This window comes from Erythrobacter sp. NE805, assembly GCF_046452355.1.
Lineage (GTDB): Bacteria > Pseudomonadota > Alphaproteobacteria > Sphingomonadales > Sphingomonadaceae > Erythrobacter.
The window spans coordinates 500,673-523,669 of record NZ_JBKFDI010000002.1 but is presented as its reverse complement, the minus strand read 5'-3'; the positions used below and the strand labels follow the sequence as shown (position 1 = coordinate 523,669).

Sequence of the window (22,997 nt, the reverse complement as noted above, 5' to 3'; positions counted from 1 at the left end):
GGTCCGGGCCGGTCTTGAAAGGGTCTCAATGAAAATCGCGATGCTGGCGCGCAACGCCAACCTCTATTCGCACCGGAGGCTGAAGGAGGCCGCCGAAGCACGGGGGCACACGCTCGACATCCTCAACACGCTGCGCTGCACCGTCCACATCGCGAGCCACCGGCCGCAGGTGTTCTACAACGGCGCGCCGATTGCCGCCTATGACGCGGTGATCCCGCGCATCGGCGCCTCGATCACCAATTACGGCCTCGCGATCCTCCGCCAGTTCGAGATGAGCGGGATCTGGTCGCTGAACGAGAGCGTCGCGATCGGGCGCAGCCGCGACAAGCTGCGCTCGCTCCAGATCCTCGCGAAACATGGCCTCGGCCTGCCGCTCACCGCCTATGCCAACGACCCCAAGCAGGCCGAGGAGATCATCCGCGCGGTCAAGGGCCCGCCGGTGGTCATCAAGCTGCTCGAGGGGACGCAGGGGATCGGCGTGGTGCTCGCCGAGACCATGTCGAGCGCCAAGTCGGTGATCGAGGCGTTCCGCGGCGCCAACGTCAACATCCTCGTGCAGGAGTTCATCAAGGAGGCGGGCGGCGAGGACATCCGGGTGCTGGTGATCGGCGGCAAGGCAGTCGCGGCGATGAAGCGCTCGGGCGCGCCGGACGAGTTCCGCTCGAACCTCCACCGCGGCGGCAGCGCCGAGGTCATCAAGATCACCCCCGAGGAACGCTCGACCGCGGTGCGGGCGGCGAAGCGCATGGGGCTGAACGTGTGCGGGGTCGACCTGCTGCGCTCCAATCACGGCCCGGTCATCATGGAGGTCAACTCCTCCCCCGGGCTCGAGGGAATCGAGAGCGCGACCGGCAAGGACATCGCCGGGCAGATCATCGACTTCATCGCGGCCACGGCGAAGGGCGGGTCGACCAAGACCAAGGGACGCGGCTGACATGGCCAAGCGGGCGGGGGTGCGCTAAAGGCCGGGGGATGGCCGCCTCCGCTTCCACGCCGCGCTCCGCCGACACCCGCACCCGCCTCATCGACGCGGCGCTGGCGGTGGTCGCGCGCGCCGGGCTCGGCGAGGCCAACGTCAAGGCGATCGCGCAGGAGGCCGGGGTGACCGCGGGGCTGCTCCACTACCACTTCGCGAGCAAAGACGAGCTGCTCTTCGCCGCGGTCGAGCGGGCGGGGGAGGAATATGTCGCCGCGCTCGACGCGCTGATCGCGGACAACCCGCCCGAGCGGCTGTTCGACGCCTACACCGCCTTCGCCCACGCGGCGCTCCACGACCACCGACCGCTCTTCGCGCTGCGCTTCGCGCTCGCGGTGCGGGCGATCAACGAGCCCGCGCTCGCGGCGCGGCTTGCCGGGGGCGACGCGGCGATCGCCGAGCGGCTCGGGCGCGTGCTCGCCCGCCACGCCGGCCGCGCCGAGCCGGGCGAGGAGGACCGCGTCGCCGCGCGGATGATCAAGGCCGCCTTCGAGGGCCTGATGCTCTCGTGGCTCTCGCGCCCGGGCTTCCCGATGGAAGCCGCCCTCGCGCGCTTCGCCGGACTGGTGCGCAGCTCCCTCGCCTAGCTTTTTTGCTGCCGGACCCCTTGCGAACCCGCGCGATCCGATTATTTGGTTGGTTGACCAAACAGAAAAGGGCAAGGCCATGCACATCGTGATGACCGGCGGAACCTCGGGCTTCGGACAGGAGGCGGCGCGGCGCATGGCCGCGGCGGGGCACAGCCTCACGATCGGCGCGCGCGGGCGCGGCGCGGACAACGCGACGACGCGCTTCGTGCGGCTCGATCTGGAAGACCTCGCCTCGATCGACGCCTTCGCCGAAGCCGTCAGGCGAGGCGCTCCGGTCGATGCGCTGGTGCTCAACGCCGGGCTCCAGCTCGCCGCGCCCGAGCGGATGGCGAACGGGATCGAGAAGACCTTCTTCGTCAACCACCTCGCCCATGTGCGCCTGCTCCACCGCCTGCTCGGCGACCTCGCGCCGGGCACGCGGGTGGTCCTCACCGGGAGCGGGACCCACGATCCGGCGGAGAAGACCCCCGTCACCCCGCCCGACCATGCCGACGCGCGGCGCCTGGCCTACCCCGACACCGACCCGACCCTCCCCCGAGCCCCCCGCAAGCAGGCGTTCCGGGCCTATTCCTCCTCGAAGCTCGCTTGCATCATGATCGCCCGGCATCTCGCCCGGCTGCGGCCGGACCTGTCGGTGATGGCCTTCGATCCCGGCTACGTGCCCTGGACCGGCCTCGGCCGCGCGAACCACCCGATCATCGCGGCGCTGGTCAGCATCATCCTGCCGCGCACCATGGCGCGCGACCGGTCGAGCACGGTGCCGCTCTCCGGAGGGTTCCTCGCCGACCTCGCGACCGCGCCCGTCTATGCCGAAGAGCGCGGCACCTACTGGTCGGTGCGCAAGCCGAATCTCGTCGCCATCGAGCCCTCCACGCTGGCGCGCGACGATGCCGCGGCAGCGAAGCTGTGGGAGGACAGCCTCGCGCTGCTGGGTCTCGCGTGAGGCGGTTCAGGCGTTGCGCGCCGTCAGCCCGCCGTCGACCGGGATCGCCGCGCCGGTGATGTAGCTTGCCGCGGGGAGCACCAGCGAGAGCGTGATGTGCGCGACCTCCTCGGGCTCGCCGTAGCGACGGAGCGCGGTGCGGCGCTTGGCGAAGAGCGTCTTGTGCTCCTCGGCGACGGCGTCGGTCATCGCGGTGCGGATCGGGCCGGGGCAGATGCAGTTGACCGTGATCCCCTCCGGCCCGAGATCGACCGCGAGGCCGCGCGTCAGGCCGATCACCCCGGTCTTGGCCGCCACGTAAGGCGTGTCGCCGGGGGTCGCGCCGAGCCCCTCGGTGGAGGCGATGTTGACGATCCGCGCGGCGTCGCTCCGCCGCAGGAAGGGCAGGGCGGCGCGCACCACGCGCTGGTGGGATGTGAGCATCACGCCGAGCGCGCGGTGCCAGACCTCCTCGTAGGCGGGATCGTCGAGGCCGCAGAAGCTCGAGACCCCGGCGTTGTTCACGAGCATGTCGATCCGCCCGAAGTCCGCCGCGATCCGCGCGACGGTGCGGGCGACGGCGTCGCCGTCCGAGACGTCGAGCGCATAAGCCCGCGCCCCATTCCCGCATTCCGCCGCCACCGCCTCGCAAGCCGCGAGGTCGAGGTCGGTGACCGCCACTGCCGCGCCTTCTGCCGCGAACAGGTGCGCGGTCGCCCGGCCCATGCCGCTCGCCGCCCCGGTGACGATCGCAACCCGGCCTGCGATGGAGCGCGAGAGGCTCACCGGAACGGCGGCTCGTTGCCACCGCCGTTCATCTGAACGGCGGCTCGTTGAAGGCGCGCAGTTTCCGCGAGTGCAGCCGGTCGCCCTCGTCCCGCAGCATCGCGCAGGCGACGAGGCCGATCTGGAGGTGCGCGGCAATCGCTTCCTCGTAGAACTTGTTGGCCTGCCCCGGCAGCTTGATCTCGCCGTGGAGCGGCTTGTCCGAGACGCACAGCAGCGTGCCGTAGGGCACCCGGAAGCGGTAGCCCTGCGTCGCGATGGTCGCGCTCTCCATGTCGATCGCGATGGCGCGGCTCTGCGAAAAGCGCTTGGCGCTCGAGGAGTAGCGCAGCTCCCAGTTGCGGTCGTCGGTGGTGACGACCGTGCCGGTCCGCATCCGCTGCTTGAGGTTCGCGCCCTGCACGCCCGCGACCTCCTCCGCCGCGGCGGCCATCGCCTGCTGGACCTCGGCGATGGGCGGGATCGGCACCTCCGGGGGGAGGACAGGATCGAGCACGTGATCGTCGCGCAGATAGGCGTGGGCGAGCACGAAGTCGCCGATCTTCTGGGTCGAGCGCAGGCCGCCGCAGTGGCCGATCATCAGCCAGGCATGGGGGCGCAGCACCGCGAGGTGGTCGCAGATCGTCTTGGCGTTCGACGGGCCGACGCCGATGTTGACGAGGGTGATCCCCGAGCCGTCCGCGCGGATCAGGTGGTAGGCGGGCATCTGGTGGCGGCGCCAGGCGGTGTCGTTCAATTGCCCCTGCGCGTGCGGCGTCGGCTCGCGGATGTCGAGCCCGGCGGCGCCCGTCAGCGCGACGAAGCCGTCCTTGCCGATCTGCTGCGCGCCCCAGTTGACGAACTCGTCGACGTAGCGGTGGTAGTTGGTGAAGAGGATGTAGTCCTGGAAGTCGCTGACCTCGCTCCCGGTGTAATGCTTGAGGCGGGCGAGCGAGTAGTCGGTGCGAAGGCCGTCGAACAGCGACAGCGGGATGTCCGATGTGCCGTCGATGTCGATCCCGTCGGCGAGCTCGTCGCCGATGAGCGCAAGGTCGGTCGAGGGGAAGTGGCAGGCGATGTCCTGCGGCGAGATCCCGACCATCGCCGCCCCGGCCTCGCCGTCGAGCACGTAGGGGAAGGGGATCTCCTGGCGCGAGCGGCTGACGGTGATGTCGACATCATAGGCGCCGGCGATCAGTTCGAGCTGTTCGGTGAGGTAGCGCGCGAAGAGATCCGGGCGGGTGATGGTGGTGACGTAGGTGCCTGGGCCCTCGAGCCGCCCGAAGGCGCGCGAGCGGTCGCGCGGGGTGCCGATGCCGTTGTAGCGCAGGGTGATCTGCGGATAGGCATAGGAGCCGTCGGCGCGGCGGGCCGGGGGAGGAACCGTGCCGTCGCGCCCGAAGGCGATCACGTCCTCGCGCAGGGTGCGCACCGCCTCGTCGTAGTGCTGCCGGAGCTCGGCGAGGATGCTGGAAATGTCGATCATGGCAGTTGTCTCTGCTCCTTTCTTGTTATCGTTGTGTGGCGGCACCTTGGCCCGCGCGAGGGCCGTTTACAAGAAGGGCGCGGGGACCTGTTCCGATCCCCGCGCCCTCCCGCGTGTTCATGTGGCCGTGAGGCCGAAGGATCAGGCGTCCTCGCCGCCCTCGAGCAGCTCGGCCGGAATCTCGCCGGGCTCGAGGCTGGTGTCGATGCGGGTCGCCTCGGCCTGTTCCTCGATCTCGCGCTGTTCGTCCTCGAACATCTGCGCGAGCACGTCGACGCCTTCGCTCTGCAGCTTGGCCTCGTCGTCCGAGCGGGCGACGTTGGCCTTGACCGTGACGCGCACTTCCGGGTGGAGGGCGATGGTCACGTCATGCATGCCGATGGTCTTGATCGGCGCGCCGAGGATGACCATGCGCTTGTCGACCGCGTGGCCCTGTTCGGCGAGCCCGGCGACGATGTCGCGCACGCTGACCGAGCCGTAGAGCTGGCCGGCGTTCGAGGCGGCGCGGATCAGCACGACCTCGGCCCCCGCGACCTTCTCGCCCTGGGCTTCGGCGGCGGTGCGACGCTCGGCGTTTTCCTTCTCGAGCCGCTCGCGGTTGGCCTCGAAGACCTTGCGGTTGGCGTCGTTGGCGCGCAGCGCCTTCTTCTGCGGCAGCAGGAAGTTGCGCGCATAGCCGTCCTTCACGGAGACGACGTCGCCGATCGAACCGAGCTTCTCGATGCGCTCGAGGAGAATGATGTCCATGTCCCGTTCTCCTCTTACTTCACGATGAACGGCAGCAGGCCGATCTGGCGGGCGCGCTTGATCGCCTGGGCCAGCTCACGCTGCTTCTTCGCCGAGACGGCGGTGATGCGCGAGGGCACGATCTTGCCACGCTCGGACATGAAGCCCTGGAGCAGGCGCACGTCCTTGTAGTCGATCTTGGGGGCGTCCTTGGCCGCGAAGGGGCAGGACTTGCGGCGGCGGAAAAACGGACGGGCCATCAGTCGCGCTCCTCACGGGTTTCGCGGCGCTTGCGCTCGCGTTCGTTCTTGCGCATCATCACGGAGGGGCCTTCCTCGTGGGCGTCCACGCGGATGGTCATGTAGCGGATGATGTCTTCGTTGATGCGGGTCTGGCGCTCGAGCTCGGCGACCACCGAGCCGGGGGCGTCGATGTTGAGCAGCACGAAGTGCGCCTTGCGGTTGCGCTCGATCTTGTAGGCGAGCGACTTGAGGCCCCAGGTCTCGGTCTTGGTGACCTTGCCGTTGCCGGCCTCGACGATTTCGGTGGCTTGCGCCGCCAGCGCGTCGACCTGAGCCTGGCTCAGGTCCTGACGCGCAAGAAAGACGTGCTCGTAGAGCGCCATCTTGCGTCCTTTCACTACCATGCCGATCGCTGGCTGATCCTCGCGCGTTCCGCGCTCGGGGCCCCTCCGGCTTTCTTCACATATCCGCAAGGGCGCATCCCAAGCGAAGCGCGGCCCCTTACAGCATCGCGGGGCAATTGCAAGTCTTGTCGCCAGGGAACCGGACGGGCAGGCGAGCGCTTTACCTGCTCGAATCGCAAAGGGGGAATGGAACGTGCCGTCAGGTCTGGTCGCGCTGCTCGACGATATTTCGGTGATCGCCAAGGCCGCCTCGGCCTCGATCGACGACGTGGCGGTGGCCGCGGGCCGGGCCGGGACCAAGACCGCCGGGGTGGTGATCGACGATGCCGCCGTAACCCCCTCCTACGTCACCGGCCTATCCCCGGCGCGCGAGCTGCCGATCATCTGGAAGATCACCAAGGGCTCCTTGCGGAACAAGCTCGTCTTCCTCCTGCCCGGCGCGCTGCTGCTTTCCGAGTTCCTGCCCCAGGCGATCGTCTGGCTGCTGCTCCTCGGTGGCTCCTTCCTCGCCTACGAGGGCGCCGAGAAGGTGCTCGAGAAGCTCGGCGCGGCCAAGCACGGCGCGACGCTCGAGGATGAGATCACCGATCCGGTCGCCTTCGAGAACGAGCGCGTCGGCGGGGCGATCCGCACCGACTTCATCCTTTCCGCCGAGATCATGGCGATCGCCTTGAACGAGGTCGCCGACGAGTCGCTGGTGATGCGCGGCGCGGTGCTCGCGCTGGTCGCGGTGGCGGTGACCGTCGGCGTCTATGGCGTGGTCGGCCTGATCGTGAAGCTCGACGACATCGGGCTCCACCTGACCAAGCAGGCGAGCAAGGGGGCGCAGGCCTTCGGGCGCTTCCTGCTGCGTTTCGTGCCCAAGCTGCTGGTGACGCTCTCGATCGTCGGCACGGTGGCGATGCTGTGGGTCGGCGGGCACATCGTCGTCGACAGCCTCCACAAGCTCGGCTGGGACGGGCTCTACGGCCCGATCCATGCCGCCGAGCACGCGGTGCACGAGGTGGCGGGCGGGGTGCTCGGCTGGCTGACCGCGACGGCGCTGTCGGCGGCGGTCGGCCTTGTCATCGGCGGCGTGATCGTCTTCGTCCTGCATAAAGTGCTGGGTGTCGGCGCGGGCGAGGGGCACTAAGTCCGCCAACCATGACCAAGCCCGTTCTCTACACCTGCGCCCGCTCGCGCGGCCTGCGCGCGACCTGGGCGGCCGAGGAAGCCGGTGTCGACATCGACCTGAGGGTGCTGCCCTTCCCCCCGCGCTATCTCGCGCCCGAATACCTCGCGATCAATCCGCTGGGCACCGTCCCCCTGCTGATCGACGGCGACAGCCGCATGACCGAGAGCTGCGCCATCGCGCATTACTTCGCCAGCAAGGACGGCCCCTCGCCCCTCGTCATCGCGCCGGGCGAGGCGGACTACGCCGAGTATTGCGACTTCACCTACCACGCCGACGCGACGATCACCTTCCCCCAGACCGTCTATATGCGCTTCGTCCTGTTCGAGAAGGACAAGGGGCTGGGCGAGGCCGGACACGCCTATGCCAAGTGGTATTGGAAGCGCCTCCTCAAGGTCGAGGAGCGACTGAGGGGCCGCGATTATCTGTGCGGCGAGCGCTTCACCGTCGCCGACATCTGCGTCGGCTACGCGCTGATCCTGTCGGAGAGCGTCGGGCTCGACGAGGGCGTGCCCGACAGCCTCAAGGCCTATCGCGAGCGCCTCACCGCGCGCCCCGCCTACCAGCGGGCATTCCAGCGCGAGGAGGAGGGGCGCAAGGCGCTCGAGACAAAGGCGGGCTGAGCATTGCCTGTGGCCTTCGGGGGTTGCGCGCACTAGGGCCGCGCTGCTTTCGAAACAAAGCCGTGCCACGCGGAGTATCGCCCCTGCCGCCCGCGACCCTCTCGCACGACCTCACGCCAACGGGACCACCGCCTTGCGCCTCCGGATCGACGTCCATCTCGACTACGCCCTCTCGCGCGTTTGCGACCTCCTGCTCCAGATCGAGGCCGCCGCGATCCCCGAGCAGCGGATCGAGGAGGCGCATCTCCAGCTCTCGCCCTGCCAGCACTTCGCCCGCGTGCCCGCACAGGACATGATCGGCGAGCGCATCTGGCTGCGGAAGGAGGGCGAGCTCAAGGTCGACTACCGCGCGGTCGTCAGCATCGAGCGGATCCTGCGCGACGTCGCCACGCTTCCCGCGCTGCCGCCGCACCGCCTGCCGGGGGAGACGGTGCAGTATCTCCTGCCCTCGCGCTACTGCCCCTCGCACCAGTTCACCGACTTCGTGAACGAGCGCTTCGGCCAGCTCGAGGGCGGCGCGAAGCTCGCCGCGATGCGCGACTGGGTGGCGGGGCACCTTACCTACACGCCCGGGTCGAGCAATTTCGAGACAACGGCGGTCGATACCTTCCATTCGGGCAAGGGCGTGTGCCGCGACTATGCGCACCTCCTCATCACCCTCGCGCGGGCGGGCGAGATCCCGGCGCGTTATGCGAGCGTCTATGCGCCGGGGGTGAAGCCGCCCGATTTCCATGCGGTCGCGGAAGTGTTCCTCGGCGGCGAATGGCACCTCGTCGATGCGACCGGGATGGCGCGGGAGGCCGAGATGGCGAAGATCGGCATCGGGCGCGACAGCGGCGACGTCGCCTTCCTCACCGCCTTCGGCCCGCTGTTCCTGCGCGGGCAGAGCGTGCGGGTGGAGGCGCTGGCGGACTGAGGGCGGGCGGAGGTTTCCTACATCTCCTCCCGGCGCTAGCCTCTTCGCCGGCTCTTTCGCATCGTCTGGTCCGCGGCCCGCAAGGCCGCTCGATCCGCAGCTTTCGCGCCGCACCCCGTGTCCGTCCGGTTTCGCGATCTGCAATTAACGCGTTGAGGTTGAGAGTGAATTTGGAAGCGCGCGAACCGGACAGGGTGTCCGCTTTGTCCGCTTTGTCCGCCTGGTCGTGCTATGCTGCCTGTTCGGGCGTCACCGGCCGGGCGGACAGCTCGCGGCGCAAGAGCTTGCCGATCGGGTCGCGCGGGAGCTGGTCGACGAACTCGATGTAGCGCGGGCGCTTGTAGCCCGCGATCCGGCCCTTGAAGCGCGCGGTGATGTCCTCGCGGGTCAGCGTGTGGCCGGGCTTCAGCACCACGAAGGCCTTGACCGCCTCGCCCCACTGCCTGTCCGGCACCCCGCAGCAGCCCGCGTCGGCGACCTCGGGCATGGCGGCGAAGATCGCATCGACTTCGGCCGGGTAGACGTTCTCGCCGCCGGTCTTGATGAGCTCCTTGGCGCGGCCGAGCAGGTAGCCGCGCCCGCGCTCGTCCATCGTGCCGAGGTCGCCGGTGCGCAGCCAGCCATGGCCGAGCGCGGCCTCGCTCGCTTCCGGGTTGCGCCAGTAGCCGAGCATCACCGAGGGGCCGCGCAGGCACAGCTCGCCTTCCTCGCCGGGGGGGAGGTGGTTGCCTTGCGCGTCGAGCACAGTCATCGTCACGTGCGGCAGCGTCCAGCCGATCGAGCGCGGGGCCTCGAGCATGTCGGGGTAGTCGATGAAGGTCGCAAAGCCGCAGATCTCGGTTTGGCCGTAGCCGCCGACGACGCGCGCGTCCCAGTCCCTCTCGATGAATTCGTACATCTGCGGGCGGCCCATGCCTGCCCCGCCGGTGTAGTTGGTGAGCGGCATCCGCCCATCGCGCACCGGGTTCATCACCTGCCACGGGAAACAGATCGTCGGGAAGGCGCTGGTGGTGGTGCAGCCCTCGCGGTGGAGGAGCTCGAGGATCGCGGCATTGTCGTCGTCGCGGCCCGCGAAGACGCTGGTCCCCCCGCAGGCGAGCATCGCGGCGACCTGCTGCATTCCCACGACATGGAACAGCGGGTTGACCGAGAGCAGCACCTCCTCGTGGGTGAAACGCCGGTGCTGCGCGAAGCCGAGCGCCGACGCGGCGACCGCGCTCCCGGCCTGGAGGCAGCCCTTGGGCCGCCCGGTCGTGCCGCTGGTGTACATCATGTAGAGCGGGCGATCGGGGCCCAAGTTGAGGCCAAGATCATAGGCGTGTTGGATCGGCCCGAGGGTGGTTCCTACAAGGCTCTCGAAAAACCCGTCCCCCGCATGACTTTCGTCAACTTGGCGCACTTCGCCCGCATCAGCCCCTTGTAAAAGCTGGAGAAAACGCGGGTTTGCAAAGGTCATGGCAGGCTCGGCATTGCCGCAGATCCAGGCGATCTCTTGCGGAGCGAGGCGCCAGTTGAGGAGCACCGATATGGCCCCGATCCGCGCCGAGGCAAGCAGGGTGGTGAGGTAGGGTGCCCCGTCTGTCATCAGGATCGCGATCCGGTCGCCGGGCGCGATCCCGCGCGCCAGCAGCCAGCGCGCGAGGTTGGTGACGCGGGCGTCGAGCTCGGCCCAGGTCAGGCGCTGGGCGCCGTCGACAGTGGCGAGGCGGTGGGCGTGACGCTGGGCGCAGTTCGCCAGCAGCGTGTCGAGGGAGAAATCGCGCGGGTGCAGCATGGGGGCCAGGCTATCCGCGCGCGGGTCCTTCAGCCATCCGCGATTTTAGGGATACACCCTGTCGAGTTGCTCGCCGCAGCGCCCGCAGACGCGGTTCGGCCAGAACACCGCGAACCGGCCGCGGAAAAAGGCGTTCTTGCCGCAGCGCGGGCAGTTGAATCCGAGGATCGGGCGGTTGACCAGGAACAGCCCCGCGATCGCCGCAGCGAAGGCGAGGGTCGAATGGCCGAACAGCCTGTCCGAGATCGCGATCAGCAGCATCGCGAGCACCAGCGCGCCGGCCATCCGCCACGCATGGCGCGCGGCGCGGGCATAGAGGCTCTTCGGGCGGCTCAGGGCAGGCGGGCGAGCAGCGATCGGGCGAACTCCGTCAGCGTGTCGTCGCGCGCGCCCATCACCGCGATCCGGTCCCCGGGCTGGGCGAGGGCGAGGATGCGCTCCCCGCAGGCGGCACGGTCGGGGATGTGCTCGGCGCGGCCGCCGGCGGCGTCGATGAGCGCGACGATCCGCTCGCTCCCCACACTGCGGTCGACCGTGCCGCCGAAATAGACCGGGTCGCACAGGATGGTGATGTCGTCCGGGCCGAGCTCGCGGGCGAAGGTCCGCGCCAGCTCCTCGCCCATCTGGCGCAAGGGGCCGTAGCCGTGGGGCTGGAAGAAGGCGATCACCCGGCCGGGAGAGGCCTTGAGGGTGCGCAGGGTCGCGGCGCATTTCTCGGGGTTGTGGCCGAAGTCGTCGATCACCGTGATCCCGCCCGGCGAGGTGCCGATCACGTCGAAGCGCCGCGCGAGGCCCGCGAAGCTCCTCAGCGCATAGGCCGCCTGGTCGAGCGCGACCCCCGCCGCGTGCGCCGCCGCGATCGCCGCGAGCGCATTGGCGAGGTTGTGCCGCCCCGGCATCGGCACCACCAGCGGGAAGGCCTCGCGCCGGCGGTTGTCGATCAGCACCGCCTCGATCGCCCGGGCACTCTCGACGATGGTTGCGGGATCGACCGTCAGGTCCGCCTCCTGCGAGCGGATGCCGAAGGTCACCGCCTCCGCCGCGCGCGGCAGGAGGTAGCCCGCCTCGGCGCTGTCGAGATTGACCACCGCCGTCCCGCACGCGGCGAGGTAGTTGCCGAACAGGACGCGCAGTTCCTCGATGCTCTTGTGGTCGAGGCTGACATTGAGCAGCACCCCGACGCTCGGCCGGTAGAGCGCGATGGAGCCGTCGCTCTCGTCGACCTCGCTGACGAACAGGCCCGGCGCGCCGATCCGGGCGCTGGCGAAGGGGTTTGCGGGCGTGGCGAAGTTCTTCATCACCGCCCCGTTCATGACCGTCGGATCGTGGCCTGCCTCGTAGAGGATCCAGGCGATCATGCCGGTGACCGTCGACTTGCCCGAGGTCCCGGCGACCGCGACCGAGAAATAGGCGGCGTTGAACAGCTCCGAGAGGAGCTCGGCGCGGCTCATCCGCTCGCAACCGAGCGCCTTGGCGCGCGCCACTTCGGGCACCGTGTCCTCGATCGCGGCCGAGGCGATCAGCACCTGGTCGGGCGAGGTGACCCCGCTGCCGTCCTGCGGGAAGAGCGCGAAGCCGTTCGCCTCGAGCCAGGCGAACTTTTCGGGGGAGCGGCCCTGGTCGCGGCTGCGGTCCGAGCCGGCGACGGGGTGGCCGAGGCCCCGTGCGATCTGCGCGAGCGGCAGCATCCCGGACCCGCCGATGCCGCAAAAGAACAGCGGCCGCTCCGAGAGCGGCCTGGCCTCGACCCTGTTATCCATATGTTGGCCACGGTTATTGGCTTGCGCGCCCCCTGACAAGCGCCATAGGCTCGGCCCCATGACGAGTATCGCGATTTGCGCACCGGCCACCCCGATAACCTCCGAGCACCAGGCCGCGCTCGAGGCGCTGGTCGCGGCCGAGTATCCGGGGCACCGCGTGACCTTCCACCCGCAATGCTTCGAGCGCGCCGGGCACTTCGCCGGCGACGACCTGAGGCGCCTCACGGCGCTGCTCGAATGCGCCAACGACCCGGCCTTCGACGTCGTGTGGTTCGCCAAGGGGGGCTACGGCTCGAACCGCATCGCCGAGGCTGCGGTCGCGCAGATGAACCGCGTCGCCCGGGCCAAGACCTATGTCGGCTTTTCCGACGCGGGATACCTCCTCGCCGCGCTCTACCGCGCCGGGATCGGCCAGTGCGTCCACGGTCACATGCCGGTGAGCGCAAGGTCGGAAGGAGGCAAGGAGGCGATCCGCCGGGTCCTGGACTGGCTCCAGGGCGACACGAGCGGGGTCGAGCCGAGCGTCGACGGCGTCACGCCGGTCGCGGCCTTCAACCTCATCACCCTCGCGATGACCACCGGCACCCCGCTGATGCCCGACCTCACCGGGCACGTGCTGATGGTCGAGGAGGTGTCGGAATACATGTACTCCATCGACCGCCTGTTCTTCCATCTCGCCGGGACCCTCCCGCGGCTCAAGGGCCTGAGGCTCGGCTTCGTCACCGACGTGCCGGAGAACTACGTCGAATTCGGCCAGGGCGAGGAGGACATCGCGCGCTTCTGGTGCGAGCGTGCAGGGGTCTCCTACCTCGGCCGCGCGCTGATCGGGCACACCTCTGCCAACAGGGTTGTGCCCTTCGGCCTTGCCAGCCCGCCTTCGCGGACGTAACGGCCCCCGCCAATTCACGGGACAATCGGGGTCATCGATGCGCGCGTTCATCTTTCCGGGACAGGGCAGTCAGAAGGTCGGCATGGGCGCCGAGCTCGCCGCAGCGAGCGAAGCGGCCCGCGACGTCTTCGGCGAGGTCGACGAGGCGCTGAAGCAGAAGCTCTCCGTGCTGATGCGCGAGGGCCCCGAGGAGGAGCTCACCCTCACCGAGAATGCGCAAGCGGCGATCATGGCCAACGCCATCGCGACGGTGCGGGTGCTCGAGCGCGACTTCGGGGTGAGCGTCTTCGAGGCCGCGAACTGCGTCGCGGGCCACTCGCTCGGCGAATACACCGCGCTCGCGAGCATCGGTGCCTTCAGCCTCGCCGACGCCGCCCGGCTCCTCAAGCTGCGGGGGCAGGCGATGCAGGCGGCGGTGCCGGTCGGCGAGGGGACGATGGCGGTGCTGCTCGGCGCGGACATCGATCAGGCCAGGGCACTCGCCGCGGCCGCCGCGCAAGGCGAGGTGTGCGAAGTCGCCAACGACAACGACCCCTCGCAGGTCGTGCTTTCGGGCCACACGGCCGCGATCGAGCGCGCCGTGGCGCTGACGAAGGAGCACGGGATCAAGCGCGGAATGATCCTCAACGTCTCCGCCCCGTTCCACTCCTCGCTGATGGCGCCCGCGGCCGAGCGCATGGCCGAGGCGCTCAGCCAGACTCCGCCGGCGGCGCTCGCCCTGCCGCTCTACGCCAACGTCACCGCCGCCCCCGTCACCGACGCGGAGGAGGAGCGCGCGCTGCTCGTCGAGCAGGTCACGGGCCGGGTGCGCTGGCGCGAAAGCGTCCTTGCCATGCGGGCGGGCGGCGTGGAACACTTCGTCGAGCTGGGCGGCAAGGTGGTCGGCCCGATGGTCGGCCGCATCGACCGAGAGGCGCAGGTCACCAGCCTCGTGACCATGCAGGACCTCGAGGCATTCGCGAAACAGGTACTTGGTTGATCGCGCAGAGACGCAAAGAGCGCGGAGGGTTCGGTGACCACGATCAACGATCTGAGCGCCCTCGTCGTCGGAGAAGCTATCCGCATCCATCGAGCGCTTGGGCCGGGTCTGCTCGAAAGTGTGTATGAAACGGTTCTGTTTTCTTCGCTGGGCAGGCAGGAGATCAAGATTGCCCGACAGGTGCCGGTCGACTTCGAGTTCGAAGGACTCCACTTCGCCGGTGCGTTCCGTATCGACCTACTGATCGATGACCGCCTCGTGGTCGAAGTGAAGTCAGTCGAGACCTTGAGCAAGGCGCACTTGAAGCAGCTATTGACCTATCTCCGGTTGACGCGGCGACCACTTGGCCTGCTGCTGAACTTCGGCGAAGCGACGATGAAGGACGGCATTCGCCGTCTGGTGAACAATCTGGACAAAGAGACCTGATCCTCTGCGCTCTCTGCGTCTCTGCGCGAAACAACAGGAGACTGCCATGTTTGCACTCAACGGCATGAACGCCCTCGTCACCGGCGCATCGGGAGGCATCGGCTCGGCGATCGCGCACGCGCTCGCCGCGCAGGGGGCGCGGCTCGCGCTGTCGGGGTCGAACGCGGCCAAGCTCCGCGCCTTCCGCGACGAGCTCAACGAGGCCTATGCCCACCACGACCACGACGGCCATGTCGAGATCACCTGCGATCTCGGCAACACCACGCAGGTCGAGGAGCTGATCCCGGCGATGCTCGATACGCTCGGCAGCGTCGACATCCTCGTCAACAACGCCGGGATCACGCGCGACAACCTCGGCATGCGGATGAAGGACGAGGAGTGGGACCAGGTGCTCCGCATCAACCTCGAGGCCGCCTTCCGCCTGATGCGCGCGGCCGCCAAGCCGATGATGAAGGCGCGCTTCGGGCGGATCGTCAACATCACCAGCGTGGTGGGCGCGACCGGCAACCCCGGGCAGATGAACTATTGCGCGGCCAAGGCGGGGCTGACCGGCATGACCAAGGCCTTCGCGCAGGAAGTGGCGAGCCGCGGGATCACCGCGAACTGCGTCGCCCCGGGCTTCATCCGCACCGCGATGACCGCCGCGCTCGACGAGAAGCAGCAGGGCGCCATCAACGCCCGCATCCCGATGGGCCGGATGGGCGAGGGCGCCGAGATCGGCGCCGCAGTCGCCTTCCTCGCCAGCCGCGAGGCGGCCTACGTCACCGGCGAGACGCTGCACGTCAACGGCGGGATGGCGATGCTCTGATGCGGGAGGGGCGCAGGCAGTGCCCCTTATCCCCAGCGGAAACGGCCTCCGCAAAGCCGCCAACTTGCCCGTATCCGCGCCTTCGCTAAGGTTTTGCGGAGTTTCCGGCGCTTGGGGGCGATTCCTGCGCCCCTTCGCCATATACGCAGAACGATAGGGACAAGCGATGAAGGCCACGATCGAACGCGCGACGCTGCTGCGGTGCCTTTCCCATGTTCAATCCGTCGTGGAACGCCGCAACACGATCCCGATCCTCTCGAACGTGCTGATCGACGCCGACGGCGGCGGCTCGGTGCGGGTGATGGCGACCGACCTCGATCTCCAGGTGGTCGAGACCATGAGCGCCGCCGCGGTCGACCAGCCGGGCGCGATCACCGTTTCGGCGCACCTCCTGTTCGACATCGCGAGGAAGCTGCCCGAGGGCAGCCAGGTCAGCCTCACCGCCAGCGACAACCGGCTCGAGGTCAAGGCGGGGCGCTCGAATTTCAAGCTGCCGACGCTGCCGCGCGACGATTTCCCGGTGATCGTCGAGGGCGACCTGCCGACCAGCTTCGAACTGCCCGCGCGCCTGCTCGCCGAGCTGATCGACCGCACCCGCTTCGCGATCTCGACCGAGGAGACGCGCTACTACCTCAACGGCATCTTCCTCCACGTGACGGACGAGGACGAGCCGCTGCTCAAGGCCGCCGCGACCGACGGCCACCGCCTGGCCCGCTTCACCCTGCCGCGCCCGGAAGGCGCCGCCGGGATGCCCGACGTGATCGTGCCCCGGAAGGCCGTGGGCGAACTGCGCAAGCTCCTCGAGGAGGCCCTGGACGGCAACGTGCTGATCGACCTCTCCGCGAGCAAGATCCGCTTCACCCTCGGGGGCGAGGGCGGGGTGGTGCTCACCTCCAAGCTGATCGACGGGACCTTCCCCGACTACAGCCGCGTGATCCCGACCGCCAACGACAAGCTCCTCAAGGTCGATCCCAAGCTGTTCTATTCGGGCGTGGACCGCGTCGCGACCATCGCCACCGAGAAGACCCGCGCGGTCAAGATCGGGCTCGACAACGACCGCGTGACGCTCTCGGTGACCTCGCCCGACAACGGCACCGCGGCCGAGGAGCTGGCGGCGGAATACCGCGCCGAAGGGCTCGAGATCGGCTTCAACGCCAATTACCTCAAGGACATCCTCGGCCAGATCGACGGCGACACGGTGGAACTCCACCTCGCCGACGCCGGCGCGCCGACGCTGATCCGCGAGGACGATTCCGCGCGCGCGCTCTACGTGCTGATGCCGATGCGGGTGTGATCCCCGCCGCTTGAGGAGGGGAATGCCATGAATGCCCAGCAGGTCCACGTCCGCAAGGGCGCGCTCACCGATGCCGTGTTGGCCGAGGTGCCGTTCCCGCCGCTGCCCGAGGGCGCGGTGCGGCTCCAGGTCGAGAGCTTCTCGGTCACCGCCAACAACGTCACCTATGCGGTGGTCGGCGACGGCTTCCGCTACTGGGACTTCTTCCCTGCGCCTGAAGGTCTCGGCATCGTGCCGATGTGGGGCCATGCGCGGGTGATCGAGAGCCGGCATCCGGAGATCGCGGTCGGCGAGCGCGTCTATGGCTACCTGCCGATGGCGAGCCACCTCGACGTCGTGCCGGGGCGGGTGAGCGCCGGCGGCTTCTCCGACACCTTGGAGCATCGCCAGCCGATGAGCCCGGTCTACAACAGCTACACGCGCCTCGCCGCCGATCCCGAGCATGACCCGGCGCGCGAGGCGGAGCGGATGATCTTCGGGCCGCTGTTCCGCACCGGTTTCCTCATCGAGTATTTCCTGCGCGGGCAGGACTGGTTCGGGGCCGAGCAGCTGGTCGTCACCAGCGCCTCGTCGAAGACCGCGATGGGGCTGGCGAGCGTGGCGCGGCAGACCTCGCCGGGGATCAGGCGCATCGGGCTCACCTCGAAGGGCAACGTCGCCTTCGTGGCGGCAAGCGGGCTCTACGACGAGGTGCTCGCCTATGACGACCTCGAGCGGCTCGCCGTGGTGCGCAGCGTGAGCGTTGATTTCGCGGGCAATGCCGACCTGCTGGCGCGCATCCACCGCCACTTCGAGGACGCGCTTGCCCAGTCGGTGCTGGTCGGTGCGACCCACATCGAGGCGCGCAGCGTGTTCGGCAAGGGCGAGCCGCTGCCGGGGCCCAAGCCGCAGATGTTCTTCGCGCCCGACCATGCGGTCGCCTTCTTCAAGGCGCATGGGGCCGAGGAGGGCGGCAGGCTGGTCGCCGCCGCCTGGCACGCGTTCCTCGAGGCGGCCGAGGGCACGATCGCCATCGAGCGCCTCGCCGGACTCGAGGCGGCGCGCAGCGTCTTCACCGCGATGGTTGCGGGGCAGATCAACCCCGCTAAGGGGATCGTGATCGAGCCCTGAGAGGCTACTCCGCCGCCTCGGCGAGTTCCACCCGTTGCGGCCCGCGGATCAGCCCGCCGGGGGTGGCGCCGGTCCACGCGCCCTCGCGGAAGGTGACGACGCCGCTCTTGATGGTGGCGACATAGCCTTTCGCCTTCTGCAGCAGCCGCTTGCCGCCCGCGGGGAGGTCGAAGGCGAGCCACGGCTTGCCGAGCGTCAGCCTGTCCAGGTCGATGACGTTGAGGTCGGCGAGGTAGCCGGGGGCGATCACGCCCCGGTCCTCGAGGCCGTAGAGCCTTGCGGTGTCGCGGCACTGGCGCCTGATCGCCTGTTCGAGCCCGATCCGCTCGCCGCGCCTGCGGCCCTTGACCCAGTGCTCGAGCATGAAGGTCGGCGAGGCGGCGTCGCAGATCGTGCCGCAATGCGCGCCGCCGTCGGAGAGCGAGTTGACCGTGTCCTCCGCGTGCTGGAGCGGCACGAGGAAGTCGAGATTGCCGTCGGCGTAATTGAGGATCGGCAGGTAGATGAACCCCTTGGCCCCGTCGCGGCAGAGCAGGTCATAGGCATATTCCTGCGGGCTCACCCCCGCCGCCGCGGCGCGGGCGTTGATGCTCGCCTCGGGTGCGGGCTCGTAGTCGAAGTCGGGGTCCATCTCGAACTGGACCTTCCAGCCCATCGCCACCGCCATCACCACGCCGCCGATGTCCTTGGGGGCGTCGGTGAAATCGTTGGGCTCGGCGAGGAGCTGCGCCTTGAACGCGGGGTCGAGGAGCCTTGCCTTCTGCTCCTCCCATGGCAGGTCCTTGATCGCCATCCAGCTCGGTCGGTAGCGGAAGGGGTGGACGGTGCCCTGCCAGGCCATCACGATCCCGTTCCCGCGCAGCGCGATCTGGGCGACGATGTTCGCGCCCTTGTCGTTCTCAGCGCGCATCGCGGCGATCTGTTCGGGAAGGGTCATCTCCTTGGCGACCGACTGGAGCGCGGCGAAGGTCACCGGGATGCCGGCCTCGCGCGAGAGCTGCCCCATCCAGTCGAATTCGTTCCACTCGCGCTTCAGGTCGCTGGCGATCTCGAACACCGCGTGGCCCCCTGCGGCGCTGGCGCGGCCCATCGCGCGGCCGATCGCGATCAGCTCCTCGGGCGTGGCGGTGGTGCCGGGGACGAGTTCGCCGTCGACCGACTTGTGAAGCACGGTGCGCGAGGTCGAGAAACCGAGCGCCCCGGCGCGCACGCCTTCCTCGACGATCCGGCTCATCGCGGCGATGTCCTCAGGCGTGGGCACGGCGCCGGGCTGTTCGCGCTCGCCCAGCACATAGGCGCGCACCGCGCCGTGGGGGACATGGGTGCCGATATCGACCGTGCGGGGAAGCTTCTCGAGCGCGTCCAAATACTCGGGGAAGGTCTCCCAATCCCAGGTGATCCCCTCGGCGAGCGCGGTGCCGGGGATGTCCTCGACCCCTTCCATGAGGCTGATGAGCCATTCGTGGCGGTCGGGACGGGCGGGGGCGAAGCCGACCCCGCAATTGCCCATGACGACCGTCGTCACCCCGTGCCAGCTCGAGGGCGCCATCTCCTGGTCCCAGGTTGCCTGCCCGTCATAGTGGGTGTGGATGTCGACGAAGCCCGGGGCGACGACCATGCCGGTCGCGTCGATCTCCTCCGCCGCGCTGCCCTCGATGCGGCCCACCGCCGCGATCAGGCCGCCCCGGATCGCGACGTCGCCGGTGAAGGCAGGGGCGCCGGTTCCGTCGACGATTGTGCCGCCGCGGATGATGAGGTCGTAGCGTGTCATGTTCTCTCTCCCGATCGGGAGAGGATGTCGCAAAGTGCGCGCCCCTACAAGGGGAGGGCGCGCAAGTTGACATAGTGCATGCAGGCACCCCTAGGCGCGAGGTGCGTCAACTTGCGCCGCGCGGCGGGGTCTTGTGTAGGACTTGTAGGATTTCGGCGCTAGACGCCGCCAGACAGGGCCCGGCAATCAAGGAGATCCGCGCGCATGGTCACGGCAACATGGAACGGCATCGTCATCGCCCAAAGCGAAGAGACCGTGGTGGTCGAGGGCAACCACTACTTCCCGAGAAGCGCGGTCAACGCCGAGCTCCTCACCGACAGCGCGACGACCACCGTCTGCCCGTGGAAGGGCACAGCGCATTACCACTCCATCACCGCGGGCGGCGCCACCAACCCCGACGCCGCATGGTACTACCCCGATCCCAAGCCGGCCGCCGCCGAGATCAGGGACAGGATCGCCTTCTGGCGCGGGGTGGTGGTCGGCTGAAGCCTCACGCCAGCGCGCGCTTCGCCTCGCGCGCGGTCTCGCGGTCGGTGTCGGGCGCGTCGAGGAAGTCGCGGATCGCCGCGACGCTCTCGTCGGCATGGGTCAGCAGGAACAGGTGCCCGCCGCCTGCGAAGGTCACCAGCCGCGCATTGGGGATCATCGCCTTGAGGATCCGCCCGTTGACGAGCGGCACGATCTGGTCGTCCTCGCCCATCATGATCAGCGTCTCCTTCTTGAGGAAGGGGAGCGCCGGCAGGCTCGTCCAGCCCATCATGCACATCAGCTGGTACATGTAGCCGCGCGGGGAGGGGGGCTTGAGGCGGCCGATGTGGCTGTCCTTCTGGTGCTGGGACCCGTCCTTGTCGACGCCGCCGTAGAGCGTCTGGAAGTGCTCGTTCATGAACGCGGGGTCGATGTAGCGGCGCGGGTCGGCCATCTTGGTGAAGGCGGCGGGGTTGCCCGGCACCATCAGCATCCCCGGCGTGGTCGCGATCAGGGTGAGCCGCCGCGTGCGCCCCGGGTGCTGGAGCGCGAAGTGCTGCGCCATCGCGCCGCCCCACGAGACGCCCATCACGTCGACTTCCTCGAGCCCGTGCTTCTCGAGCAGCTGCGCGGCGGTCCAGCTCATGGTGAAGGGGTTGTAGGGCACCAGCGGATCGGGCGATTCGCCGGTCCCGGGCATGTCGAACATGATGAAGCCGCGCTCGGGCATGGCAGCCGCGAGCGGGGCCACCGCCTCGATGTTCGCGCCGATGCCGTTGAAGAACAGGATCGGCAGGTGATCGGAGGGCATGTGGAGCCGCCAGGCCGCAGTCCGTAGCGTCCGCCCGCCCACTTGCTCCATCGTGACGACCGCGTCGTCCATGGGATTGCTCAAGGTAACACGTCCTTTCAGCGCCCTGCGAAGGGGCGGGTTGGGCGCGCACGCCGATCCCTTAGCGCGCGCGCCCACAAGCTGTGCGCAAGGGCCCGGAAGGCCTCTGCCGCGCTGGCGCTGTATCAGACTTCTTCGACGACGTAGAGTCCCGGCGCGGCTTCCAGCGGCTGGAACGTGGCGTTGCCGAGAGCGGCGGGCGCGGGCTTCTTGCTGCCCGAGCGCGCCTGCACCCACTCCATCCACAGCGGCCACCAGCTTCCCTTGACCTCCTCGACCCCCTGGAGCCACTCGTCGGTGGTGGCCGGAAGCTTGCCCTTCTTCTTCTGCACGAAGTACTTGGCCTTGGGATTGCCCGGCGGATTGAGGATCGCCTGCATGTGGCCCGACTGCGAGAGCACGTAGGTCACGTCCTTCGATCCGAACAACTGGGTCGAGCGGTAGGTCGCCTTCCACGGCGTGATGTGATCGGTCACCCCGCCGAGGATGAACAGGTCGGCGGTGACCTTGCTGAGATCGACCTTGTGGCCCGCCATCTCGACCTCGCCCTTCTTGGTGAAGGCGAGCGTCTCGAACAGCGTCAGGAAATCGCCCATCAGGCTCGAGGAGAGGTTGGTCGCGTCCGCGTTCCAGAACAGCACGTCGAAGGCGGGCGGGTCCTGCCCGAGCAGGTAGTTGTTGATGACGTAGTTCCAGATGAGGTCGTTGGGCCTCAGCCAGGCGAAGCCGCGGGCGAGGTCGTCGGCCTTGATCACGCCCTGCTTCATCGCGCGCTGCCGGGCGAGCTGCATCCCGTTCTCGCTGACCAGCGAGCCCGCCTCGATGTCGGTCGGCTTGGGGTGGAGCACGCAGACCATCAGCGTCAGCGTGCCGAGGATCGGGTTATTGGTCGCGGCGAGCTTCGAGGCGAGCACCGATGCGGTCTGCCCGCCCGAGCACCCGGCCGAGACGTTGACCTTCTTCGAGCCGGTGATCGAGGACACCACCTCCAGCGCCTTCTCGCAGGCCGCGATGTAGTCGGCCATGCCCCAGTGGCCCTGTTCCTTCGACGGGTTGCGCCACGAGATCACGAAGGTCTGGATGCCGTTGTCGACCTGCCACTTGATGACCGATTTGTCGGGGCTGAGGTCGTTGATGTACATCTTGTTGATCTGCGGCGGAATCGTCAGCTGCGGGATCGCGTAGACCTCCTCGGTGGTCGGCGCATATTGCAGCACCTCCATGATCTCGTCGCGGTAGACGACATTGCCCTTCGAGGTCGCGACGTTCTCGCCGATCTTGAAGGGGCGCTTGTCGACCTGGCTGACCATGCCCTTGTTGTGGACGAGGTCATTGTAGGCGTTCTGGAGCCCCTTGATGAGGCTGAGGCCGCCCGAGTTGATGATCTGCTTCTGCGCGGTCGGGTTGCCGACGAGGGTGTTGGTGGGGGCGAGGCCGTCGAGGATGATGTTGGCGATGAAGTTCGCGCGGTTCCTCTCGAGCTCGTCGAGTTCCAGTTCCTCGAGCCAGTTCTTCATCCCCTTCTGCACCGCGAGGTAATATTGCGCGCCGGCACGGAAGAAGGGGTTGTATTGCCACGCGGGATCCATGAACCGCTTGTCCTTGGGATCGGGGGCGAGCTCGCTCTTGCCGGTCATGATCTTGACCATGTCCTGCGCCATCGCCGTGGAGTGGCGGATGAACCGCGAGGGGTCCGAGGCGGTCTCGCGCAGCAGCAGCGCGACCGCGCTGACGAAATCCTCGCGGGCGACCCCGATCAGGGGCCCGAGGGCATTGGTGGACTGGGCTGCTTCGTTCTCGAGCTTGACTTCGCTGCGTGCCATTCGGATCCCCTTCTCCTGGCCCTGCGCCCGCTGCCTCGGGGAACAAGCGTTAACGCGGACCTCGGGGGCAGAATGCAGCCTCGCCTGCCAAGTTGCAAGCACGCCGCTGGCGGCACGCGGGACCGGAGGCGGGCCATCATGAAAGAATTAGGGATCGCGATTAACGCTTTTCTCAGCCCTCC

Annotated in this window: 24 protein-coding genes; 13 read left to right on the top strand and 11 right to left on the bottom strand. The window is 68.6% G+C overall.

Annotated elements, in window-relative coordinates; genetic code table 11:
• Positions 1-28: 28 nt before the first annotated feature.
• From rimK to ACLBKU_RS10475, 3 genes are all read left to right on the top strand, one after another.
• On the top strand, positions 29-934 hold the full coding sequence (rimK, locus tag ACLBKU_RS10485; protein ID WP_410179497.1) for a 30S ribosomal protein S6--L-glutamate ligase: 906 nt from the start codon (positions 29-31) through the stop codon (positions 932-934).
• 38 nt (positions 935-972) lie between these two features.
• Positions 973-1,563, top strand: coding sequence for a TetR/AcrR family transcriptional regulator (locus ACLBKU_RS10480; RefSeq protein WP_410179496.1), 591 nt, complete (start codon positions 973-975; stop codon positions 1,561-1,563).
• Positions 1,564-1,642: 79 nt separating this feature from the next.
• A complete protein-coding gene (locus ACLBKU_RS10475) occupies positions 1,643-2,509 on the top strand; it encodes an SDR family NAD(P)-dependent oxidoreductase (protein WP_410179495.1) in 867 nt (288 codons plus the stop codon).
• Between the two features lie 6 nt (positions 2,510-2,515).
• Here ACLBKU_RS10475 and ACLBKU_RS10470 read toward each other — a convergent pair whose 3' ends face one another.
• The 5 genes from ACLBKU_RS10470 to rpsF form a co-directional block, all read right to left on the bottom strand.
• Positions 2,516-3,274 (bottom strand): SDR family NAD(P)-dependent oxidoreductase, encoded by a 759-nt coding sequence (locus ACLBKU_RS10470; protein WP_410179494.1) that lies wholly within the window; start codon positions 3,272-3,274, stop codon positions 2,516-2,518.
• A 28-nt stretch (positions 3,275-3,302) separates the two neighbouring features.
• Positions 3,303-4,784: an AMP nucleosidase gene (locus ACLBKU_RS10465; protein WP_410179493.1), complete on the bottom strand. Its 1,482-nt coding sequence runs from the start codon at positions 4,782-4,784 to the stop codon at positions 3,303-3,305.
• Between the two features lie 96 nt (positions 4,785-4,880).
• A complete protein-coding gene (gene rplI, locus ACLBKU_RS10460) occupies positions 4,881-5,486 on the bottom strand; it encodes a 50S ribosomal protein L9 (RefSeq protein WP_410179492.1) in 606 nt (201 codons plus the stop codon).
• A 14-nt stretch (positions 5,487-5,500) separates the two neighbouring features.
• Entirely contained in the window at positions 5,501-5,725 is a 225-nt protein-coding gene (rpsR, locus tag ACLBKU_RS10455; protein ID WP_017665523.1) for a 30S ribosomal protein S18, read from the bottom strand.
• Positions 5,725-6,090, bottom strand: a complete 366-nt coding sequence (gene rpsF, locus ACLBKU_RS10450) for a 30S ribosomal protein S6 (RefSeq protein WP_104943415.1) — start codon at positions 6,088-6,090, stop codon at positions 5,725-5,727. Before rpsF ends, rpsR begins: the two co-directional genes overlap by 1 nt.
• A gap of 214 nt (positions 6,091-6,304) precedes the next feature.
• Between rpsF and ACLBKU_RS10445 the strand changes: the two genes are divergently transcribed.
• From ACLBKU_RS10445 to ACLBKU_RS10435, 3 genes are all read left to right on the top strand, one after another.
• Positions 6,305-7,243, top strand: a complete 939-nt coding sequence (locus ACLBKU_RS10445) for a DUF808 domain-containing protein (RefSeq protein ID WP_410179491.1) — start codon at positions 6,305-6,307, stop codon at positions 7,241-7,243.
• A gap of 11 nt (positions 7,244-7,254) precedes the next feature.
• Complete coding sequence (locus tag ACLBKU_RS10440) at positions 7,255-7,905, top strand: glutathione S-transferase family protein (RefSeq protein WP_410179490.1); 651 nt, start codon at positions 7,255-7,257, stop codon at positions 7,903-7,905.
• A 133-nt stretch (positions 7,906-8,038) separates the two neighbouring features.
• Positions 8,039-8,821, top strand: a complete 783-nt coding sequence (locus ACLBKU_RS10435; protein WP_410179489.1) for a transglutaminase-like domain-containing protein — start codon at positions 8,039-8,041, stop codon at positions 8,819-8,821.
• Positions 8,822-9,050: 229 nt separating this feature from the next.
• On the opposite strand, the gene ACLBKU_RS10430 is transcribed toward ACLBKU_RS10435, so the two are convergent.
• The 3 genes from ACLBKU_RS10430 to ACLBKU_RS10420 are packed head-to-tail and all read right to left on the bottom strand — an operon-like array spanning position 9,051 to position 12,355.
• Positions 9,051-10,595 carry a class I adenylate-forming enzyme family protein gene (locus ACLBKU_RS10430; protein WP_410179488.1) on the bottom strand — a complete coding sequence of 515 codons (1,545 nt, stop codon included), beginning with the start codon at positions 10,593-10,595 and terminating at the stop codon, positions 9,051-9,053.
• A 45-nt stretch (positions 10,596-10,640) separates the two neighbouring features.
• The gene (locus ACLBKU_RS10425; protein WP_410179487.1) at positions 10,641-10,880 is read right to left on the bottom strand and encodes a hypothetical protein; all 240 of its coding nucleotides are present in this window, start codon (positions 10,878-10,880) and stop codon (positions 10,641-10,643) included.
• A 47-nt stretch (positions 10,881-10,927) separates the two neighbouring features.
• On the bottom strand, positions 10,928-12,355 hold the full coding sequence (locus ACLBKU_RS10420; protein ID WP_410179486.1) for a glutamate ligase domain-containing protein: 1,428 nt from the start codon (positions 12,353-12,355) through the stop codon (positions 10,928-10,930).
• A gap of 58 nt (positions 12,356-12,413) precedes the next feature.
• On the opposite strand from ACLBKU_RS10420, the gene ACLBKU_RS10415 reads away from it, so the two are divergent.
• The 6 genes from ACLBKU_RS10415 to ACLBKU_RS10390 all read left to right on the top strand — a co-directional run bounded on the left by ACLBKU_RS10415 (position 12,414) and on the right by ACLBKU_RS10390 (position 17,861).
• Entirely contained in the window at positions 12,414-13,244 is an 831-nt protein-coding gene (locus ACLBKU_RS10415) for an LD-carboxypeptidase (protein ID WP_410179485.1), read from the top strand.
• A gap of 37 nt (positions 13,245-13,281) precedes the next feature.
• Positions 13,282-14,223, top strand: a complete 942-nt coding sequence (gene fabD / locus ACLBKU_RS10410) for an ACP S-malonyltransferase (protein WP_410179484.1) — start codon at positions 13,282-13,284, stop codon at positions 14,221-14,223.
• Between the two features lie 33 nt (positions 14,224-14,256).
• A complete protein-coding gene (locus ACLBKU_RS10405) occupies positions 14,257-14,649 on the top strand; it encodes a GxxExxY protein (RefSeq protein ID WP_410179483.1) in 393 nt (130 codons plus the stop codon).
• 46 nt (positions 14,650-14,695) lie between these two features.
• Complete coding sequence (gene fabG, locus ACLBKU_RS10400; RefSeq protein ID WP_410179482.1) at positions 14,696-15,457, top strand: 3-oxoacyl-[acyl-carrier-protein] reductase; 762 nt, start codon at positions 14,696-14,698, stop codon at positions 15,455-15,457.
• Between the two features lie 166 nt (positions 15,458-15,623).
• On the top strand, positions 15,624-16,751 hold the full coding sequence (dnaN, locus tag ACLBKU_RS10395) for a DNA polymerase III subunit beta (RefSeq protein WP_410179481.1): 1,128 nt from the start codon (positions 15,624-15,626) through the stop codon (positions 16,749-16,751).
• A gap of 27 nt (positions 16,752-16,778) precedes the next feature.
• Entirely contained in the window at positions 16,779-17,861 is a 1,083-nt protein-coding gene (locus ACLBKU_RS10390; RefSeq protein ID WP_410179480.1) for a DUF2855 family protein, read from the top strand.
• A 4-nt stretch (positions 17,862-17,865) separates the two neighbouring features.
• Here ACLBKU_RS10390 and ACLBKU_RS10385 read toward each other — a convergent pair whose 3' ends face one another.
• Positions 17,866-19,632 (bottom strand): N-acyl-D-amino-acid deacylase family protein, encoded by a 1,767-nt coding sequence (locus ACLBKU_RS10385; protein ID WP_410179479.1) that lies wholly within the window; start codon positions 19,630-19,632, stop codon positions 17,866-17,868.
• 204 nt (positions 19,633-19,836) lie between these two features.
• On the opposite strand from ACLBKU_RS10385, the gene ACLBKU_RS10380 reads away from it, so the two are divergent.
• Entirely contained in the window at positions 19,837-20,118 is a 282-nt protein-coding gene (locus tag ACLBKU_RS10380; RefSeq protein ID WP_410179478.1) for a DUF427 domain-containing protein, read from the top strand.
• Between the two features lie 4 nt (positions 20,119-20,122).
• Here ACLBKU_RS10380 and ACLBKU_RS10375 read toward each other — a convergent pair whose 3' ends face one another.
• Entirely contained in the window at positions 20,123-20,995 is an 873-nt protein-coding gene (locus tag ACLBKU_RS10375) for an alpha/beta fold hydrolase (protein WP_410179477.1), read from the bottom strand.
• Positions 20,996-21,117: 122 nt separating this feature from the next.
• Positions 21,118-22,815, bottom strand: a complete 1,698-nt coding sequence (locus ACLBKU_RS10370) for a PHA/PHB synthase family protein (RefSeq protein ID WP_410179476.1) — start codon at positions 22,813-22,815, stop codon at positions 21,118-21,120.
• Between the last annotated feature and the right edge of the window lie 182 nt (positions 22,816-22,997).

Excerpts from the sequence above, each read along its gene's own strand:
- rimK (WP_410179497.1), top strand. The coding sequence starts at position 29 with ATGAAAATCGCGATGCTGGCGCGCAACGCCAACCTCTATTCGCACCGG.
- ACLBKU_RS10480 (WP_410179496.1), top strand. The coding sequence starts at position 973 with ATGGCCGCCTCCGCTTCCACGCCGCGCTCCGCCGACACCCGCACCCGC.
- ACLBKU_RS10475 (WP_410179495.1), top strand. The coding sequence starts at position 1,643 with ATGCACATCGTGATGACCGGCGGAACCTCGGGCTTCGGACAGGAGGCG.
- rplI (WP_410179492.1), bottom strand. The coding sequence starts at position 5,486 with ATGGACATCATTCTCCTCGAGCGCATCGAGAAGCTCGGTTCGATCGGC.
- rpsR (WP_017665523.1), bottom strand. The coding sequence starts at position 5,725 with ATGGCCCGTCCGTTTTTCCGCCGCCGCAAGTCCTGCCCCTTCGCGGCC.
- rpsF (WP_104943415.1), bottom strand. The coding sequence starts at position 6,090 with ATGGCGCTCTACGAGCACGTCTTTCTTGCGCGTCAGGACCTGAGCCAG.
- ACLBKU_RS10440 (WP_410179490.1), top strand. The coding sequence starts at position 7,255 with ATGACCAAGCCCGTTCTCTACACCTGCGCCCGCTCGCGCGGCCTGCGC.
- ACLBKU_RS10430 (WP_410179488.1), bottom strand. The coding sequence starts at position 10,595 with ATGCTGCACCCGCGCGATTTCTCCCTCGACACGCTGCTGGCGAACTGC.
- ACLBKU_RS10425 (WP_410179487.1), bottom strand. The coding sequence starts at position 10,880 with ATGGCCGGCGCGCTGGTGCTCGCGATGCTGCTGATCGCGATCTCGGAC.
- ACLBKU_RS10420 (WP_410179486.1), bottom strand. The coding sequence starts at position 12,355 with ATGGATAACAGGGTCGAGGCCAGGCCGCTCTCGGAGCGGCCGCTGTTC.
- ACLBKU_RS10415 (WP_410179485.1), top strand. The coding sequence starts at position 12,414 with ATGACGAGTATCGCGATTTGCGCACCGGCCACCCCGATAACCTCCGAG.
- fabD (WP_410179484.1), top strand. The coding sequence starts at position 13,282 with ATGCGCGCGTTCATCTTTCCGGGACAGGGCAGTCAGAAGGTCGGCATG.
- fabG (WP_410179482.1), top strand. The coding sequence starts at position 14,696 with ATGTTTGCACTCAACGGCATGAACGCCCTCGTCACCGGCGCATCGGGA.
- dnaN (WP_410179481.1), top strand. The coding sequence starts at position 15,624 with ATGAAGGCCACGATCGAACGCGCGACGCTGCTGCGGTGCCTTTCCCAT.
- ACLBKU_RS10390 (WP_410179480.1), top strand. The coding sequence starts at position 16,779 with ATGAATGCCCAGCAGGTCCACGTCCGCAAGGGCGCGCTCACCGATGCC.
- ACLBKU_RS10385 (WP_410179479.1), bottom strand. The coding sequence starts at position 19,632 with ATGACACGCTACGACCTCATCATCCGCGGCGGCACAATCGTCGACGGA.
- ACLBKU_RS10380 (WP_410179478.1), top strand. The coding sequence starts at position 19,837 with ATGGTCACGGCAACATGGAACGGCATCGTCATCGCCCAAAGCGAAGAG.
- ACLBKU_RS10370 (WP_410179476.1), bottom strand. The coding sequence starts at position 22,815 with ATGGCACGCAGCGAAGTCAAGCTCGAGAACGAAGCAGCCCAGTCCACC.